16 protein-coding genes and 1 pseudogene are annotated in these 17,502 nt (G+C 70.3%); 11 read left to right on the top strand and 6 right to left on the bottom strand.

Annotation, left to right across the window (positions count from 1 at the left end; translation table 11 throughout):
- Positions 1–1,173 (top strand): DUF3500 domain-containing protein (locus SPR02S_RS52210; protein ID WP_281169962.1); only part of this gene is annotated, 1,173 nt, incomplete at its 5' end.
- Between the two features lie 190 nt (positions 1,174–1,363).
- On the opposite strand, the gene SPR02S_RS52205 is transcribed toward SPR02S_RS52210, so the two are convergent.
- Entirely contained in the window at positions 1,364–2,233 is an 870-nt protein-coding gene (locus tag SPR02S_RS52205) for a LysR substrate-binding domain-containing protein (RefSeq protein WP_019065024.1), read from the bottom strand.
- Between the two features lie 196 nt (positions 2,234–2,429).
- Here SPR02S_RS52205 and SPR02S_RS52200 point away from each other — a divergent pair, with 196 nt between their 5' ends.
- Positions 2,430–3,449 carry a bile acid:sodium symporter family protein gene (locus tag SPR02S_RS52200; RefSeq protein ID WP_019065023.1) on the top strand — a complete coding sequence of 340 codons (1,020 nt, stop codon included), beginning with the start codon at positions 2,430–2,432 and terminating at the stop codon, positions 3,447–3,449.
- Here SPR02S_RS52200 and SPR02S_RS52195 read toward each other — a convergent pair.
- The 3 genes from SPR02S_RS52195 to SPR02S_RS52185 all read right to left on the bottom strand — a co-directional run bounded on the left by SPR02S_RS52195 (position 3,379) and on the right by SPR02S_RS52185 (position 7,644).
- Entirely contained in the window at positions 3,379–4,620 is a 1,242-nt protein-coding gene (locus tag SPR02S_RS52195) for a DUF5005 domain-containing protein (RefSeq protein WP_019065022.1), read from the bottom strand. The genes SPR02S_RS52200 and SPR02S_RS52195 overlap by 71 nt on opposite strands.
- A gap of 10 nt (positions 4,621–4,630) precedes the next feature.
- Positions 4,631–6,544, bottom strand: a complete 1,914-nt coding sequence (locus SPR02S_RS52190) for a sialidase family protein (protein WP_019065021.1) — start codon at positions 6,542–6,544, stop codon at positions 4,631–4,633.
- A gap of 173 nt (positions 6,545–6,717) precedes the next feature.
- The gene (locus tag SPR02S_RS52185) at positions 6,718–7,644 is read right to left on the bottom strand and encodes a quinone oxidoreductase family protein (protein ID WP_019065020.1); all 927 of its coding nucleotides are present in this window, start codon (positions 7,642–7,644) and stop codon (positions 6,718–6,720) included.
- A 105-nt stretch (positions 7,645–7,749) separates the two neighbouring features.
- On the opposite strand from SPR02S_RS52185, the gene SPR02S_RS52180 reads away from it, so the two are divergent.
- Both SPR02S_RS52180 and SPR02S_RS52175 read left to right on the top strand, forming a co-directional pair.
- On the top strand, positions 7,750–8,211 hold the full coding sequence (locus SPR02S_RS52180) for a MarR family winged helix-turn-helix transcriptional regulator (RefSeq protein ID WP_019065019.1): 462 nt from the start codon (positions 7,750–7,752) through the stop codon (positions 8,209–8,211).
- A 19-nt stretch (positions 8,212–8,230) separates the two neighbouring features.
- Positions 8,231–8,779: an isochorismatase family protein gene (locus tag SPR02S_RS52175; protein ID WP_019065018.1), complete on the top strand. Its 549-nt coding sequence runs from the start codon at positions 8,231–8,233 to the stop codon at positions 8,777–8,779.
- Between the two features lie 305 nt (positions 8,780–9,084).
- Here the strand turns inward: SPR02S_RS52175 and fdhD are convergent, their stop codons facing one another.
- Positions 9,085–9,933 (bottom strand): formate dehydrogenase accessory sulfurtransferase FdhD, encoded by an 849-nt coding sequence (gene fdhD, locus SPR02S_RS52170; protein WP_019065017.1) that lies wholly within the window; start codon positions 9,931–9,933, stop codon positions 9,085–9,087.
- A 165-nt stretch (positions 9,934–10,098) separates the two neighbouring features.
- Entirely contained in the window at positions 10,099–11,070 is a 972-nt protein-coding gene (locus SPR02S_RS52160) for a 2-dehydropantoate 2-reductase (RefSeq protein ID WP_019065015.1), read from the bottom strand.
- Between the two features lie 178 nt (positions 11,071–11,248).
- Between SPR02S_RS52160 and SPR02S_RS52155 the strand changes: the two genes are divergently transcribed.
- From SPR02S_RS52155 to SPR02S_RS52130, 7 genes and pseudogenes are all read left to right on the top strand, one after another.
- The gene (locus tag SPR02S_RS52155; protein ID WP_019065014.1) at positions 11,249–12,871 is read left to right on the top strand and encodes an alpha/beta fold hydrolase; all 1,623 of its coding nucleotides are present in this window, start codon (positions 11,249–11,251) and stop codon (positions 12,869–12,871) included.
- A 47-nt stretch (positions 12,872–12,918) separates the two neighbouring features.
- Entirely contained in the window at positions 12,919–13,590 is a 672-nt protein-coding gene (locus tag SPR02S_RS52150) for an alpha/beta fold hydrolase (RefSeq protein WP_019065013.1), read from the top strand.
- 86 nt (positions 13,591–13,676) lie between these two features.
- Positions 13,677–13,912: pseudogene (locus SPR02S_RS65510) on the top strand (hypothetical protein).
- A 132-nt stretch (positions 13,913–14,044) separates the two neighbouring features.
- Entirely contained in the window at positions 14,045–15,406 is a 1,362-nt protein-coding gene (locus SPR02S_RS52145) for an L-lactate MFS transporter (RefSeq protein ID WP_026151691.1), read from the top strand.
- Complete coding sequence (locus SPR02S_RS65915; protein WP_019065011.1) at positions 15,375–15,509, top strand: MFS transporter small subunit; 135 nt, start codon at positions 15,375–15,377, stop codon at positions 15,507–15,509. The genes SPR02S_RS52145 and SPR02S_RS65915 overlap by 32 nt, the downstream gene beginning before the upstream one ends.
- 149 nt (positions 15,510–15,658) lie before the next feature.
- Positions 15,659–16,597, top strand: a complete 939-nt coding sequence (locus tag SPR02S_RS52135) for a beta-ketoacyl-ACP synthase III (protein ID WP_019065010.1) — start codon at positions 15,659–15,661, stop codon at positions 16,595–16,597.
- A 178-nt stretch (positions 16,598–16,775) separates the two neighbouring features.
- Entirely contained in the window at positions 16,776–17,453 is a 678-nt protein-coding gene (locus SPR02S_RS52130; RefSeq protein WP_019065009.1) for a GntR family transcriptional regulator, read from the top strand.
- Positions 17,454–17,502 lie beyond the last annotated feature (49 nt).

Here is a 17,502-nt window from a genome sequence, read left to right as displayed (position 1 = left end):
TTAGCGGCGGCGACGACCCTTCTCGGCGGCGCGCTGTACGCCAACGCCAACGCCGCGTCCGTGGAGACCGACCCGTCCACCGGCGCGTCCGCCTCCGCGTCGGCCCCCGATTCCGCGTCCCCGTCCACCCCCGGCTCCACCTCCCCGACCGACCCCGGATCGACCTCCTCGTCCCACCCGTCCACCTCCGCGTCCGCCCCCGAGCCCACGGGCACGGCCGGCACGGGCTCGTCCGTCTCGGACGTGGTCGACGCCGCCAACGCGTTCCTGGACACCCTCGACGACGACCAACAGGCCGCCGTACTCCTCGACTTCACCCAGGCCAACGCCACCGCCTGGTCGAACGAGGCATGCGGCGCGACCTGCCGGGTCGGCATCGAACTGAGCACCCTCAGCGACAAGCAACTCGCCGCCGCCAAGGCGGTACTTGAAGCGGCCACGGGCACCGGCACCGACAGCGGCTACGACCAGATCTCCCAGATCCTGGCGGCCGACGACGTCCTCGGTGAGACCGACAGCAGCTACGGCAGCGGCAACTACTACCTCGCCTTCCTGGGCACCCCGAGCACCTCCGGCACCTGGCAACTCCACTTCGGCGGCGACCAGTTGGCCCTGAACCTCACCTACAAGGACGGCGAGGTCGTGGGCTCCACCCCGTACTTCGCCGGGGTCGAACCCACCAGCTGGACCGACGACGGCACCACCTACGCACCCCTGGCCGGGATGCACGACGGGGTGGAGGCGATGCTCGAAGGCCTCAGCGACGACGAGCTGTCGGAGGCGGAGCTCTCCGACTCCACCACCGACGTGGTGCTCGGCCCGGACGAGGACGGCGACTTCCCCGACACCAAGGAGGGCCTCGCGGTCAGCGAACTGACCGACGAGCAGCAGCAGTTGGTGCGCGACGCCATCACGCCGTGGGTCGAGGCCGCGGACGACACGACCGCCGCGTCCACCCTGAGCACCTACAAGTCGGAGCTCGACGACACCTACATCTCCTACTCCGGCACCACCGCGCTGGACACCGCGGGCGACTACGTCCGCATCGACGGACCCGGAGTCTGGATCGAGTTCTCCGTCAAGGACGGCGTGGTCGACACCAGCCGGCTCAACTACAGCACCGTCTACCGCGACCACGACACCGACTACGGAGGAGAGTTCTCGTTCTCCTGAACCGCCCGCCGGCGACATAATGGGCGGCGCTGCTGATTGCAGCGCCGCCCGCTGCCGGGAATTCCCGCGCGGTCGGCCGAGGGGCTCGAGTCCCTCAGTGTTTTTTGTCGACGCCGGGGTGCAGCCCGGCATTTTCTCGCGCCCTCGCTGAAGTGAATTCCGATATCGACCGGCGATAAAAAAACCGAAATTACGGGCCGCGCCGATGCAACCGGTCCCCGCCCGCCAGAATCGCCGCCGCCAACGCATCCGCCGCCCCCTGCGCCGAGACCCGTCGCCGCCCGTGCACCAGCACGAAATCGACCTCCCCCAACTCCGGCAGCCCCGCCCGCTCCGGCACCCGCACCAAGCCCGGCGGCACCAGCCCCCGCGAATGGGCCATCACCCCGAGCCCCGCCCGGGCCGCCGCGATCAGCCCGTTCAGGCTCCCGCTCGTGCACGCGATCCGCCACGCCCGCCCCTGCCGCTCCAGCGCCTCCAGCGCGAGCGCCCGCGTGATGCCCGGCGGCGGATAGACGATCAGCGGCACCGGACGATCGGCGTCCAGGCGGAGCCGCTCCGCGCCGATCCACACCAGCTTGTCGTGCCAGACCAGTTCGCCCCGCGGGTCCTCGGCGCGGCGCTTCGCCAGCACCAGGTCCAGCTTCCCGGCGGTGAGCTGCTCGTGCAGCGTGCCGGACAGCTCGACCGTCAGCTCCAGGTCGACCTCGGGATGGTCGGAGCGGAAGCTTTCCAGGATCTCGGGGAGCCGGGTGAGGACGAAGTCCTCGGACGCGCCGAAGCGGAGCCGGCCGCGCAGCCGCGTGCCGGTGAAGAACGCCGACGCCTGCTCCTGCACCTCCAGGATCCGGCGCGCGAAGCCCAGCATCGCCTCCCCGTCCTCCGTCAGCTCCACGGAGTGGGTGTCCCGGGTGAACAGCTGCCGTCCCGTCGCGTCCTCCAGCCGCCGCACATGCTGGCTCACCGTGGACTGGCGCAGCCCGAGCCGCCGGGCGGCCTGCGTGAAACTCAGCGTCTGGGACACCGCGAGGAAGGTACGCAGGTGAGAGAGGTCGTACATGGCATACACCATGGCATACACGGCACCCGGCTATCGCGAAACGTGATGACAGTCAGAGCGGTATGACGGATTCCCGATCAAGAGTCCGGAGAGGAGGATGGGGAGGGCACGAGTCCGTGCCGGAGGACGGAGCGGACGTACAGCGAGACGCGCGAGACAGTGGAGCACAGTGAAACGCCTGCGATGGCCGAGTCGGATGCCGATCGACCCCTACATCCTGCTGCTGCTCGGGACGGTGGGCCTCGCCGCACTCCTCCCCGCCAGAGGCACGGGCGCCGACGTCGCCTCGGGCGCCTCCACGGCCGCGATCGCCTTCCTCTTCTTCCTCTACGGCGCCCGCCTGTCGACCCGTGAGGCACTCGACGGCCTCAAGCACTGGCGACTGCACACCACCGTCCTGGCCTGCACCTTCGTCATCTTCCCGCTGCTCGGCCTGGCCGCCCGCGGCCTCGTCCCGGTGATCCTGACGCACCCCCTCTATCAGGGGCTGCTCTTCCTCACCCTCGTCCCGTCGACCGTCCAGTCGTCGATCGCGTTCACCTCGATCGCGCGCGGCAACGTGCCCGCCGCGATCTGCGCCGGATCCTTCTCCTCGCTCGCCGGCATCGTCATCACCCCGCTGCTCGCGGCGGCGCTGCTCGGCAACAGCGGCGGTGGCTTCTCCGCCGACTCACTCGTCAAGATCATGCTGCAACTCCTGGTGCCGTTCCTGGCCGGGCAGGTGCTGCGGCGCTGGATCGGCGGCTTCATCACCCGGCACAAGAAGATCCTCGGCTACGTCGACCGCGCCTCGATCCTCCTCGTCGTCTACACGGCGTTCAGCGAGGGCATGGTCCAGGGCATCTGGCACCAGGTCAGCGCGGCCCGCCTCGCCGGACTGCTCGCCGTCGAGGCCGTCGTGCTCGCCGTGATGCTCACCCTGACCTGGTACGGCGGCAAGGCGCTGAGCTTCGACCGGGAGGACCGGATCGCCATCCAGTTCGCCGGCTCGAAGAAGTCCCTCGCCTCCGGACTCCCCATGGCCAGCGTCCTGTTCGGCGCCCACGCCTCCCTCGCGGTGCTGCCGCTGATGCTCTTCCACCAGATGCAGTTGATGGTGTGCGCGGTCATCGCCAAGCGCCGCGCCCGCGACCCGCTGCCCGAGGTCACCGGGACGGCGGCGGCCCCAACCGCAGCGTCACGAACCGCGGTCGGTACAGCGACACGTTCCGGCTGAGGTTCCAGGCGGCCGAAGTGGCCGTCGCGTCCAGCCAGTTGACGTCGTAGCTGAGGACGAGTCGGTCGTCGTCGCCCAACTCCGTGTGTGCCTGCGGGTTGTACGCGGCGACCTGTCCCTGTGGCAACGGCGGGCTGAAACTCCTGGTCGGCCCGTGCCACGGCCCGGTGGGTGAACAGGCCCAGTACGAGGTGACGGTGGTGAGCCCCCGAGTGCCCGCGGCCATCGTGAACAGGACGTACGTCCCGCCGTCCCGCACCACCGAGAACGCACTGCCCACGCCGGTGTGTTGACCACCTCCGAGCACCGGTCGCGGCCCGGCCCGGGCCGTCCACGCCGAGCCGTCCCAGTACTCCCAGGCACCCGGCTCCGCGAGCCGCCCCTCCGGCGCCCGGGCCACATACGCCGAGGAGGTCGGCCGGGCCGCGGCCTGGGCGTCGTTCCCGCCGAAGACGTACGTCCAGCCGCCCGCCGTGACCAGCGTCGTCCCGAACTGCACACGCCGGGACGGGTCTTGGACGAGCTGCTGGTCGAAGACCTTCACGATCGACTCCACCCGCAGGCCCGGCAGCGACAGCGTGGCGACCTCGGTCGCGATCGGCACACCGTAGATCCACGGGTACGCTCCGGCCGTCCGCGTCCACAGCAGCACCCGTACGACCGACTCGGCCGAGCCGGGGGAGCGGGGCTCGACGCGGGCCGCGACCGGCCAACGCCACTCGTTCGGGGCGGGATCGGGGAACAGCGGGGCGGGGAGCGTGAGTTGGGGGTGCCCGTCACTCATGACCACGGCCGAGTTGCGGACCAGCGGCGCGGTGGTGTCCCGCCAGGCGTACGACTCGCCGACCGGGTTGGGCGGGCGGTGCACCTGGCCGAGGTAGGTGTCGGAGAACAGCCACAGCACCCGGCCGTCCGGCAGCCGCACCGAGTGGGTACCGTCGCCGCCGGTCCAGTCGTCGGCGCGGGACTCGTCGTCGCCGTACGCGGCAAAGGAGTTGGTGAGCTTCGCGTCCGCCGACCAGGAACGCACCGTACGGGCCGTGCACGCGCCGCCGCCCTCCCCGTGGCGGTCCTCGGGGAGGGCGGTGAGCAGCACGGCCGCGAGAACCAGGGTCAGCAGCAGGCCGACCCCGGCTCCCCTCCGCTGTCGTGCTCGTCGGTCCTCGGGCACGCCCGGGACGTTAGTGGCTGGAGCTCATATGGTCCATGGGCAGCCACAGGACGGTCCCGGCGGGGGAAGGATGTTGCGCGGCCAGTTCGTCGTCGGTCAACAGCCGGTCCCAGAGGTGGACTTCGTCGATCGACCCGGTCAAGTACTGCAGGCTGTCCACGCGTTGGCCGATGTGCACGCCGAACGGCGAGTTGCGGCTGACGGACCCCACGACGTCCGCCGTGCTCACCGCCGTACCGTCCACGGACAGCGTCAACTGCCCACCGCCGCGCCGCAGTACGGCGTGATGCCACTGGCCGTCGTTGTAGGCGCCGGTGGTGACCACGGACGTGGTGTGGACGGCCGTCGCGCCGTCCCGGGTGGTGATCAGTGCCCGGACATGGTTGCCCGCGGGCTCACCGCGCAGCCAGACCTGCGGCTGGGTGGTGCCGACCCCGCCCATCCACAGGAACGGCTGATCACCGGTCGTGGCGGTGTACCGGAACCAGAGGGACACCGTGAAGTCCTTTGTCCCCAGGGGCAGTCGGTCGCTGTACGGCAGGCGCACCGCGTCGTCGACGCCGTCGAAGGACAGGGCGCCACCGGACACGCCGTCGGTCTCCTGGGCGCCACCGAGCACGGCCGCTCGCTTGGCGTGCGGGACGAGGTCGGCGGTCGTGGGGTCCGGGCCTCTACGCGGTTGCAGCCAGGCCTCGTTGAAGCGGGCGAAGCGGATCTCGTCGGTGGCGCTCACAGCGCCGCCCTCGTACAGCAGGCCCACTGTGTCGCCGTCGACGCGCGCCATGTCGGAGTAGCCCGACCAGTCCCTCGTCACGACCGTGCCGCGATCCACGCTGTCCCAGGTGCGGCCACCGTCGTAGGAGGAGCGGATCATCATCGTCCGGCGGCGGTCGGGGTCCGCGTCGCAGGACAGCAGGATGCGGGAACCGACGCCGAGCGTCGAGCACTGGACCTGCGGGGCGTACAGGTCGGGCAGGTCGTGGAAGGGCGCGGTGAAGCTGTCGCCGCCGTCACGGCTGACCGCCTGGGTGCGGTGCCCGAGGTCGGTGCCGTCCTGTTCGCGCCCGCTCACCAGGATCGAACCGTCGGTGCGTTCGGTCGGCGTCACCTCGGACGGCTTCTGCCGCCAGGTCCCGTCGGCCGCGATCGGATACGAGTCGGTGGCGCCGATCCTCCAGTGGTCGCCGCCGTCGTCGCTCACGATCAGCGCCGCGTTGTTCGCGGTGACCCTCCCCCAGCCTCCGGCCGGGGGGACCCCCATCTCGCTTCGCTCGCCGTCCCAGGTCTCGGTGTTGACGCCGAACACGAGCCGGCCCTTGTGCCGGCCGCGGGTGAGCTGGATGCCGTGCACGGGGCCGGTGGCGTACCAGGAGTTCCAGGTCGGCGGCAGGATCTCGTCGCTCAGGTCACGCGGCTGCGACCAGCTCAGGCCGTCGTCGTCGCTGTACTGCAGGTGCGGGGTGCGGTCGCAGGGGACCGAGCAACTGGCGCTGTCCGTACGGCCCGTGTTGTACGTCTCGGCGAGCAGGACGCGGCCCGTGCGGCGGTCCACGATGGGGGCCGGGTTGCCGTGCGTGTCGCCGCCGCCGTGGTTGACGACCTCCAGCGGGCTCCAGGTGCGGCCGTCGTCCGTGGAGCGCTTGACGACGATGTCGATATCGGCGGCGTCACCGCAGTTGAGGACCCGGCCCTCGGCGAACGCGAGCAGCGTGCCGTCGTTCGTCTTCACGATCGCGGGGATGCGGAAGCAGGCGTAGCCCGCGTCCTGGGGAGCTTTGAAGAGGACCTGCTGGTCGAACTCGGGGGTGGGGGCGGTGGATTGGGCGGCGGTGGCGTGCGCGGGGCTCGGGAGTATGAGCAGTGCGGCCAGGGTGAGTGCGGCGGTGAGGGTGGATCTCAGACGTGCGCGAAGACTCGACGGCATGGTGCTACCTGCCCTTCCTTCGTCTGGACATCCGGACATCCCACGTCCAACGGGCGCGCCACAGACGTTAGTTGGAGCCTCCGGTGCCTCACAAGAAGCGTGCAGCGCCCGTCGTCGCACAACTCCGTGGTGTGCGATGGATGGTGAGTGATCGTCAGGTGGGGCTGGACGCCTCAGGGGCGCAGCGCGACCTTGCCGAGGTTGCTCCGCGACTCGATCACCTCGTGCGCCTTCGCCGCCTCCGCCAGCCCGAACTCCCCGTGCACGGCCGGTTTCAGCTCGCCCTCGGCGAACCGCCGCCACAGCTCCTGCCGCCACCGCTCGCACAACTCCGGCCTCCCGCGCGCGATCCGCGCCATTTGGAACCCGATCACGGACTTGGCACCTACGAGAAGGTCGTACGCCCGGATCGTCCCGCCACCCGAGCTGTACGCCACGAGCCGCCCGCCCGGGACGAGCGCCGCGACGGCCGGGGTGAGCAACTCACCGCCCACCGCGTCGAGTACGTAGTCGACGGGCTCGCCCCACTCCGGCCGGCCCAGCCGGTCGTAGGTGATCACCTCGTCGGCACCCAGCGCCCGCACGAAGTCGCCCTTCGTCGGATCGGACACCGCGCCCACGACCCGCCCGGCACCCCGCGCCTTCGCCAACTGCACGGCGAGATGGCCGACTCCGCTCGCCGCGGCCGTGATCAGCGCGGCCTCACCCGGTTCAGGGCGGGCCGCGTCCAGCGCGCCCAGGGCCACCAGCCCGCTGCGGACGAGCGCCACCGCGTCGACGGCGGAGGCGGTGTCGGGGACGGCGGAGGCCATGGCCTCGTGGAGGACGGCGAAGTCGGTGTACCCGTGCCCGAAGCACAGCCCGGTCACCCGCTCACCCGCCCGAAAACGCGTCACGCCTTGCCCTACGGCGGTCACCTCGCCCGCGAGCTCGCCGCCGAGCGGGATCGGCTCGGCCGCCTCGGTGACCTTGCGGACGACGGGCAGGGTGACCCCGATCGCCTCGGTACGGACGAGGAGTTCACCGGGGCCCGGTGCGGGGACGGGGGTCTCCTCCAGGAACAGCGGGCCGCCGGTGGACTCGTACCGGACGCGACGCATCGCACCTCCAGGGAGCGGTGATGTTGGGAGGGGGAATCGTTGGGAGTCCCCATGATATTCACGATTTCATTGGGAAGTCCAACGACTTTTCGCTAGGCTGCCCGCATGGCCGAAGCACCCCGCCCCGCACTCCGCACCGCTCCTCTCCCTGAGATCCGCTCGCTCCCCAGCTGGCTCCTCGGCCGAGCCGCCGCCCGCGGCCGGGCCCTTGTCGCCGACGCGCTGGCGGCCGAGGGGCTGAAGATGTGGCATCACGTGGTGCTCTCCGCCGTCCGCGACCTCGCGCCCGTCGCCCAGGCCGACCTCGGTCGTGGTGTCGGGCTCGACCCCAAGGATCTGGTCGGCGTGCTGAACGACCTCCAGTCCGCCGGCCTGGTCGTACGCGAGCCGGACGCGAAGGACCGCCGTAAGAACGCGGTGTCGCTGACGACCGAGGGTGCGCGGCTGCTGAAGCGCTGCGAGAAGGCGGCCCGTGCGGCCAACGAGGAACTCCTCGCCCCGCTGTCGGCGGCCGAACGCGACCAGTTCATGGGCCTGTTGATCCGGATTTCCGGTACGGACGGCTGACGGGGGCTAACGTTCCGTCATGACCCCACCGCAGACCCACGAACCCCGGCTGTCCCTCGACCCCGAGCGCACCGCCCTGGTCCTCGTCGACCTGATGGACCGCGTCGTCGCGTTGCCGCTCGAACCGTACAAGGGTCCCGAAGTCCTCGCGGTGGCCGAGGAGTTGGCTGGTGTCTTCCGTTCCGCCGGTGCGCTCGTCGTGCTGATCCGGGTCGAACGTCCCGGCATCGCCGAGCAGCCCGCCGGCAGTGGACTCGCCGACGGGCTGTTGCGGGAAGGGGACCTGGAGATCGTGAAGGGGACGATCGGGGGCTTCCAGGGCACGGGACTTGAGGAGCGGCTGCGTGAACGGGGCGTCGACACCCTGGTGTTCGGCGGGATCGCCACCAACCTCGGTGTGGAGTCCACCGCGCGTGCCGCCGGGGACCTCGGCCACGAACTCGTCTTCGTCGAGGACGCCATGAGCGCGCTCACCGCGGCCGAGCATCAGGCGTCGGTCAGGCTCGACTTCCCGCGGCTGGGGTCGGTGGTGACGGCGGGGGAGGTGCGGTTCGGGGCGGGCGGGTGAGGTGGGTCTGGCGCCGGGTGGCTGAAGTGTGTTGGACGCAGGGCGCATCCGAAGCGCGCGTGTCACGGCCGGTGGCCGGGGTGGGCTTCGTGCCGGGCGGTGAGGCGGGTCGCTGAGGCGGGCTTCGTGCCGGGTGGTTGCGAGGTGCGCTTCACGAGGGGCTGCTGACCTGGGCGGGCGGAGTGGTCAGACGGGGACCGTGTCGCCGTACACGACCATGCTGCCGACTGAGGCGGGGCCCCTGCGGCGCAGGGGGCGCTCCCCGCCGGTCGGGGCCCCGCCGCCGTGACGCGGGGCGGGGATCTTCAGCCCTGGGCGGACGCGGCCCGCAGGGCGATGCGGTCCTCGCCCGCGTACACGTTCATGTTGCTGCCCCGCAGGAAACCCACCAGGGTCAGGCCCGTCTCCGCCGCCAGGTCCACGGCGAGCGACGAGGGTGCCGACACCGCCGCCAGCACCGGGATCCCCGCCATCACCGCCTTCTGTGCCAGCTCGAAGGAGGCTCGGCCCGACACCAGCAGGATGACCCGGGACAGCGGCAGGTCACCGTTCTGCAGGGCGCGGCCGACCAGCTTGTCGACCGCGTTGTGCCGGCCCACGTCCTCCCGGATGTCCAGCAGCTCGCCCTCCTCGCTGAACAGGGCCGCCGCGTGCAGCCCCCCGGTCCGGTCGAAGACCCGCTGGGCCGCGCGCAGCCGGTCGGGGAGGCTCGCGAGGAGCGCGGGTTCGACACGGACCGGGGGAGTGTCGGCGATGGGCCAGCGAGCCGTCGTACGGACCGCGTCCAGGCTCGCCTTGCCGCACAGCCCGCACGAGGACGTCGTATACACGTTCCGCTCCAAGGTGATGTCGGGCATCACGACGTCCGGTGCGGTCCGTACGTCCACCACGTTGTACGAGTTCGAGCCGTCTACGGTCGCCCCCGCGCAGTACACGATGTTCTGCAGATCGTATGCGTTGGCCAGTACACCTTCGCTGACCAGGAACCCGGCCGCGAGTGCGAAGTCGTCGCCGGGGGTGCGCATGGTGATCGCGAGCGGCTTGCCGTTGAGCCGGATCTCCAGGGGTTCCTCGGCGACGAGGGTGTCCGGGCGGCTGGAGACCACGCCGTCCCGGATCCGGATCACCTTGCGTCGTTCCGTGACTCGTCCCATGTCCTGATCAGCCCCGGTTCTGTACGTGCTGGTGGCCGAAACGGCCCTTGCTGCGGAGGGTGCCGTGGGCCACCGGGCCGTCGGGCGGCGAGGTGACCTCCACGCCCCCATTGTCCTGCACATACCGAGTGAGGCCGAGGCACACTCCACGAACACCCCGTCTCCTCATGCAGCGCTCCGCAGCGCGAGCAGGTCCGAGATGGCGTGCACGGTGCGCAGGGTGGGCACCTCCACGCCGGTGATCTCCGCCAACTCGACCACCGCCGCGAGAAGTACGTCGAGTTCGAGCGGCTTGCCGCGCTCCAGGTCCTGGAGTGTCGAGGTGCGGTGGTCGCCGACGCGTTCCGCGCCCGCGAGCCGCCGTTCGATGGAGACACCGACCTCGCAGCCCAGGGCCTCGGCGACGGAGAGTGTCTCGATCATCATGATCTCGATGACCTTGCGGGTGCCGCCGTGCAGGCACATCTGCCGCATGGTGGCGCGGGCGAGCGCGCTGATCGGGTTGAAGGAGATGTTGCCGAGCAGCTTGAGCCAGATGTCGTTGCGCAGATCAGGCTCCACCGGGCACTTCAGCCCGCCGGCCTGCATGGCCCCGCTCAGCGCCAGACAGCGCGCCGAGATGCTGCGATCGGGCTCGCCGATGGAGAACCGGGTGCCTTCGAGATGGCGCACAACTCCCGGTCCCGCCAGCTCGGTTGCCGCGTAGACGACACAGCCGACGGCACGTTCGGGCGCGAGCACCGCACTGACCGCGCCGTCCGGGTCCACACTCTCGACGCGCTGCCCGTCGTAGGGGCCGCCGTGCGCGTGGAAGTACCACCAGGGGATGCCGTTCTGGGCGGCCACGACCGCCGTGGTGTCGTGCAACAGGGGCTCGATCAGCGGCCCGCACGCCGCGTACGAGTTGGCCTTCAGACCGAGCAGGACGAAGTCGACCGGGCCGATCTCGGCCGGGTCGTCGGTGGCATGCGCGCGGGCGGTGAAGTCGCCGCGCGGGCTGAGTACTTGGACGCCGTGCTGCCTCATGGCCGCGAGATGCGGTCCACGGGCGACGAGATGCACATCGGCGCCCGCACGGTGCAGCGCGGCGCCGACATAGGCACCGATCGCACCGGCGCCGAGGACTGCGACTCTCACTGGAGACTCTCCGTTCGGTCGAGGGAGTACCGCGGAGGTGGATGCCGAACAGTGTCGACGAAATATTGTCTACAGTATGGAAGGTGTGCCAGCAAGGGTACGGACAGAGGCTGTGCCCGTCTTTCGGGAACGGGCCCCTTCCTGAAAGACGGAGGCCACGGCGTGAGTGAATAGGGGAATGCTCTTCGACTTCACGCACGACCATGAAGGTGAACAGCTCAGGGGTGTGTACGGCGGTGATCCTTCCGGGGCCACCGCTGTGGTGCTGCACGGCGCGGGCACCAGCAGCACGGAGCGACTGCTGCCGCTGGTACGGGAGTTCGTGGCCCGCGGCTGTCGCGGGATCGCCTTCGACTTCTCCGGGCACGGCGAAAGCACGGGAAAGCTCGCCGAGTTGAGTCTGTGGCGACGGTTCGAGCAGGCCGTGGCGGTGATCGACGCGTACGCGGCGGCGGACGGGCCGCTGGTCCTGGTCGGATTCAGCATGAGCGGGCAGACGGTGGCCGATCTCGTCCGGCACTACGGGGACCGCGTCGCGGCGCTGGGACTGTGCGCGCCAGCCGTCTACACCGCCGAGGCCTGGGACGTGCCCTTCGAGGACGGGAACGGCCGGTTCAGTGAGCTCATCCGGCAACCGGACAGCTGGCGGGAGGCCCCCGCGCTTCAGGTACTGCGGGCGTACGAGGGCCGGGCGGTGCTCGCCGTGCCGGGCACCGACGCGGTGATCCCGACCGCGGTGACCGAGTCCGTCCAGGACGCGCTGGCCGCACGCGCCCAGTACACCCGCTTCGAACTTCCGGACGCGCAGCACCAGTTGGGCATGTGGTTCCGCGAACACGGAGACGACCGGCGGGAGTTCGTGGAGGCGGCGCTGACCGGCCTCGACGACCGTGGCTGGACGGCCACGCGCACCTGGGTGGCCAAGCAGCTCGGTGACGGCCGCGCGGTCGCCGACATGCGCCCTCTGTACGGTGGTTGGAGTTCCCAGATGCGCCGGCTGTCGCTCGACGACGGCACGGACCTCGTCCAACGGACCTTTGTGAAGCCGTTCTTCCGCCACCACGGGCCCGGGCTGCTGGCCCGCGAGGCATCCGTCCTGGCGCTGCTCGCCGGGCAGGAAGGCATCCCCGCTCCCGAGTTGGTCGCCGTGGACGCCACGGCCGAACACTGCGACCACCCCACCTTGTTGATGTCCGCGCTGCCCGGCCGGGTCCGCGTGGACGCCGACGACCTCGACCGGCGCCTGGATCTGCTCGCGGCCCAACTCGTCCGCGTCCACGGCGTCGTACCGGACGAAAGACCGCGCACATACCAGGCGTGGACCTCCGCGGAGCGCGTCCGCACCCCGGACGGCGCCCTGTGGGAGCGGGCCGTGGACGTGATCCGCCGCGACCCGCCGCCGTACGAAGGCCGCTTTCTGCACCGGGACTTCCACCCCGGGAACGTGCTCTTCACGGGAGCCGGGCCGGAGTTGCGGATCACCGGTGTCGTGGACTGGGTCGAGACCTCGTGGGGCCCCGCCGATCTCGACGTGGCACATTGCTCGACCGCGCTCGCCCTGCTGCACGGACCGGAGCACGGCCTGCACTTCCGCGAGCGGTACGAGGCGCACGGCGGCGGCCAACTCGCCGACGACCCCGACCACTTGTACTGGCGGCTGCTCGACGCCCTGCACTACTGCCCCGACGCGGCGAAACTGGCCGGACCGTGGCGTGACCTGGGCCGGGACGATCTCACGTCCGAGGTGCTGGCGGAACGGCTGGAGGCGTACGTGGACGGACTGCTGCGGCGATACGGCTGACCGGCCCTGGACCACTCGTCCGACACCGAACCGAGGAGACGTGCGCAGTGGCCGCCGTAGTGCTCGTCCATGGCCTGTATCACCGTCCCGAACACTTCGAGCTGGTGGCAGAACGCTTGCGGAGCGCAGGAGTTGAGGTCGCCGTTCCCGAGCTCCACAAGGGCTCATTGTCCGCTGACACGGCCGCGGTCCAGGCCGCCATCGACTCGCTGCCGGAGCCTCCGATTGTGCTCGGTCACTCCTACGGCGGGTCAGTGATCACCGGGCTGCGGGGTGTGGGGCACCTGGTCTATCTGGCGGCCTTCGTGCCGGATGCCGGCGAGAGCGCGGCCGGTCTGGGTGGTGCCTCCCCGCAGCTCAAGGAGGCGATCAACCCCGAGCCCGACGGCTCGACCAGCCTGCACCCCGACCGGGCCGCCGACACCCTCTACGGCGACTGTCCCGAACCTCTCGCCGCCTGGGCGGTCGACCTGCTGCGTACACAGGCCCCCGGTTGCGGGCGCGGCATCCCGGAGCGCCACAGCTGGAAGCGCACTCCCTCCACCTACGTCGTCTGCGCACAGGACCGAGCCATCGACCCCGTCCTGCAGCGGAAGATGGCCTCGCGATGCACCGATGCGCGCCAGTGGCAGACGGGCCACTCCCCGTTCGTGGGACAGCCCGATCTCATCGTCGAACTCCTGCGGGAACTGCTCGCCGCCAACACCCCGCGCCAGTAGGACCACCCATCGAGCGTCGACACAGTGCGGAGGACTGTGTACAGCAGACTGTGGACGGACGGGTGAACGGCGCCGGCGTCGAGCCCATGATCGTACGGCTCAACGGCACCCACGGCGCGGGCAGGACGACCACCGGTCCGCTCGTGCAGCAACTGCTCCCGGAATCGCGGGTGTTCGACGCCGAGCAGCTCGGTGTGACACTGATGGACAGCACGCCGAGGCGGCCCGCACCTGGCTGCACCGTGAAGCCGAGGTCGTCGACACCACACACCTCACCCCCGCCCAGGCCGCGCAGCGCATCGCGCAGTCCGTCCGGAGCTGAGGCCCGCCCCTCGTACGACAACAGGCACAGCGACTCCGCGGCGACCGTTCGGCGCACTCTGCATACCGCTCATCGCATACGGTCGACGCGCCGCCTTCTCAACTCCCTTGCCACTCCCTACCGTCCGGGATCATGAGTCCCCCAGTCGCACCCCCGGCGTGGAGCCGCTGGCTGGTTCCGCCCGCCGCTCTCTCGGTGCACCTCTCCATCGGCCAGGCCTACGCCTGGAGCGTCTTCAAGCCGCCGCTCGAATCCTCACTCAACCTCAGCGGCACGCAGAGCGCGCTGCCCTTCCAGCTCGCCATCGTCATGCTCGGCCTGTCGGCCGCGTTCGGCGGCACCCTCGTCGAACGCAACGGGCCGCGCTGGGCGATGACCGTCGCCCTCGTCTGCTTCTCCTCCGGCTTCCTGATCTCCGCACTGGGCGCGGAGACGAAGCAGTTCTGGCTGATCGTCCTCGGCTACGGCTTCGTCGGCGGGATAGGCCTCGGCATCGGCTACATCTCACCGGTCTCGACCCTGATCAAGTGGTTCCCCGACCGGCCCGGCATGGCCACCGGCATCGCCATCATGGGCTTCGGCGGCGGCGCGCTCATCGCCTCCCCGTGGTCGGCCCAGATGCTGAAGTCGTTCGGCTCCGACAACACCGGCATCGCCCAGTCGTTTCTTGTACTCGGTCTTTCGTATGCAGTCTTCATGACCCTCGGCGTGCTGCTCGTGCGGGTGCCACGCACGGAGGGCCCCAAGGGCGAAGACAAGGACGAGGCCAAGGACGCAGCGAACGCGCCCAGCGTCCTCTCCGGCGTGCAGGTTTCGGCGAACAGCGCCGTACGCACCCCCCAGTTCTGGTGCCTGTGGGTCGTCCTGTGCATGAACGTGACCGCGGGCATCGGCATCCTGGAGAAGGCCGCCCCGATGATCACGGACTTCTTCGCGGACACCTCCACCCCCGTCACGGTGTCGGCCGCCGCCGGCTTCGTCGCGCTGCTCTCCGCGGCCAACATGGCCGGCCGTATCGGCTGGTCCTCGACCTCCGACCTGATCGGACGCAAGAACATCTACCGCGTCTACCTCGGCGTCGGCGCGGTCATGTACGCGCTCATCGCACTCTTCGGCGACTCCTCGAAACCGCTGTTCATCCTGTGCGCGCTGGTCATCCTCTCCTTCTACGGCGGCGGCTTCGCGACCGTGCCCGCCTACCTGAAGGACCTCTTCGGGACCTACCAGGTCGGCGCGATCCACGGCCGGCTGCTCACCGCCTGGTCCCTGGCCGGTGTCCTCGGACCGCTGATCGTGAACTGGATCGCCGACCACCAGAAGGACGCCGGAAAACACGGCGCCTCCCTCTACAACACCTCCTTCATCATCATGATCGGGCTGCTCGTCATCGGCTTCGTCGCCAACGAACTCGTCCGCCCCGTCAACGCCCGCCACCACATCCCCGCCCCGAGGGAGGCCGCCGATGTCGAACGACAGCAGTCAGAGTCCGCCTGACCGACGGCCGCTCATCGCCTTCGCCTGGCTCTGGGTGGGCGCACCACTCGTGTACGGCCTGTACGAACTCGTCCTCAAGGCGAAGCAGCTGTTCACCGGCTGAATGTTCGGGCGACACCGTCAATCACAGGATGGATGACAGAAGCCGACAACCTGGACGGTAGTTTCCTGTGGCATCACCTGCCGTCGTACCCGCGAGTCACTGGCAAGACTGGTGGATCCCGCTACCCAAGGCAACGAGGGGGACCACCCATGAACGGCACGCGGATCGCCGCCGTCGGCCACTACCAGCCCGCCAAGGTACTCACCAACGAGGACCTGGCGGGCATGGTCGACACGAGTCACGAGTGGATCACCTCTCGCGTGGGCATCAAGACCCGCCACATCGCCGGGCCCGACGAACCCGTCGACGAGCTGGCCGCGCACGCCGCCGCCAAGGCCCTCGCCGCCGCGGGCCTGACGCCCGGGGACATCGACCTGGTCCTCGTCGCCACTTCTACGGCCATCGACCGCTCCCCGAACATGGCCGCCCGCGTCGCCGCCCGCCTCGGCATCCCGTCGCCCGCGGCCATGGACATCAACGTCGTGTGCGCCGGCTTCACCCACGCCCTGGCCACCGCCGACCACACCGTCCGCGCGGGAGCGGCCACCCGGGCCCTGGTCATCGGCGCCGACAAGATGTCCGAGGTCACCGACTGGACCGACCGTACGACCTGCGTCCTCGTCGGTGACGGAGCGGGGGCCGCCGTCGTCGAGGCCTCCGACGAACCCGGCATCGGACCGGTGCTGTGGGGTTCCGTGCCCGAGATGGGGCACGCGGTACGGATCGAGGGCACGCCCCCGCGGTTCGCGCAGGAGGGCCAGAGCGTCTACCGCTGGGCCACCACCCAGCTCCCGCCCATCGCCCGCAAGGCCTGCGAGAAGGCCGGCCTGACACCCGCCGACCTCGCCGGCGTCGTCCTCCACCAGGCGAACCTGCGCATCATCGAGCCCCTCGCCGAGAAGATCGGCGCCGTCAACGCGGTCGTCGCCCGCGATGTCGTCCAATCGGGCAACACCTCGGCCGCCAGCATCCCGCTCGCGTTCTCGAAACTCGTCGAACAAGGTGCCGTCCGCACCGGCGACCCCGTCCTGCTGTTCGGCTTCGGCGGCAATCTGTCCTACGCCGGCCAGGTCGTCCGGTGCCCATGACCTGCGCACACGCATGAATATCGCTCCGGATGTGACGAGGTCGACTCCCGCGCCCTCTGGCTACTGTGCGCCGTAGACTGTAGACGAAAGACAATCGATACTTGGTCGTACGGCCACTGACTACTGTCTACTGTCCGCTGTGTACAAAATGCCGGTGATTCCCAGGAGGGGGACCGCGATGTTGTCGCAAGGACTGCCGCAGGGGGCGGTGCCCAAGCTCGAACGCCCGGGCCCGCTGCGTGACCGCGTCTACGAGGCGCTGCTGGAACTCATCACCACGCGCGCCCTGCGGCCCGGCCAGCATCTCGTCGAGAGCGAACTTGCCGGGCACCTGGGGGTGTCACGCCAGCCGGTGCGGGAGGCGTTGCAGCGGCTCAACACCGAGGGCTGGGTCGATCTACGGCCCGCCCAGGGCGCGTTCGTGCACGAGCCGACGGAGGCCGAGGCCGACCAACTCCTCACCGTACGCACGCTGTTGGAGGCCGAGGCCGCCCGGCTCGCCGCCGTCCACGCGGGCAAGGCGGGCATCGCCGTCCTGGAGGAGCTGTGCACGGAGGGCGAGCGCGCCGTCGACGCCGATGACGTGGACGCCGCCGTCGCCATGAACGCCCGCTTCCACGCGAAGATCATGGAGCTCGCCGGTAACGCCGTCCTCGCCGAACTCGCCGCGCAGGTCGACCGCCGGGTCCGCTGGTACTACACGCCGGTGGCCCGTCAGCGCGGCCTGACGTCCTGGGTCGAGCACCGCCTCCTGATCGACGCGATCGCCGCCCGCGACGAGCTGCGCGCCGGCCTGCTGATGCGCGAACACACCGAGCACACCCGGCGGTCGTATCACGAGCGCGACAAGTCCTGAGCTGCACAGTCCTCCTGACGCACCGACAGACACGAAGGCGATGGCCCTC

The sequence above is a fragment of the Streptomyces prunicolor NBRC 13075 genome (assembly GCF_000367365.1).
Taxonomy (GTDB): domain Bacteria; phylum Actinomycetota; class Actinomycetes; order Streptomycetales; family Streptomycetaceae; genus Streptomyces; species Streptomyces prunicolor.
The sequence above is the reverse complement of the archived record's forward strand: the minus strand, read 5'-3'. Positions and strand labels throughout refer to the sequence as shown.